A 378-nucleotide genomic window follows, 5' to 3' on the forward strand; every position below is an offset into this window, starting at 1 on the left:
GTAGCCGTTGAGCAGGCCGCCGCTCAGGCGCTTGTCCTGCTCCAGGGCGCCGGCCAGGTTGCGCGGGGTATGGCACTCGCCGCAGTGGCCGAGCACCTCGACCATGTACTGCCCGCGCTTCCAGGCCTCGCTGCGCCCTTCCTCCGGCTGCAAGCGCACGCTCTTGCCGTAGAGCAGGTTCCAGCCGGCCAGGCCCATGCGCACGTTGAACGGGAAGCTCAGGCTGGTCTGCGGCGCCGGCCGGGCGATCGGCTCCTGGGCCATCAGGTAGGCGTAGATGGCGTCGGCATCCTCGCGCTCGATCAGGTGATAGGAGGTGTAGGGCATCGCCGGATAGAGGTAGGCGCCGTCCTTGCGCTTGCCCTCGGTAAGAGCGGC

The 378-nt window shown here is 69.0% G+C and carries 1 pseudogene; it reads right to left on the reverse strand.

Annotated features, from left to right (window positions below):
- Positions 1 to 378 (reverse strand): annotated as a pseudogene (locus FLP08_RS17330) (cytochrome c); the annotation flags it as partial.

The sequence above is a fragment of the Christiangramia aestuarii genome, from assembly GCF_009735585.1.
In the GTDB taxonomy this organism is placed as follows: domain Bacteria; phylum Bacteroidota; class Bacteroidia; order Flavobacteriales; family Flavobacteriaceae; genus Christiangramia; species Christiangramia aestuarii.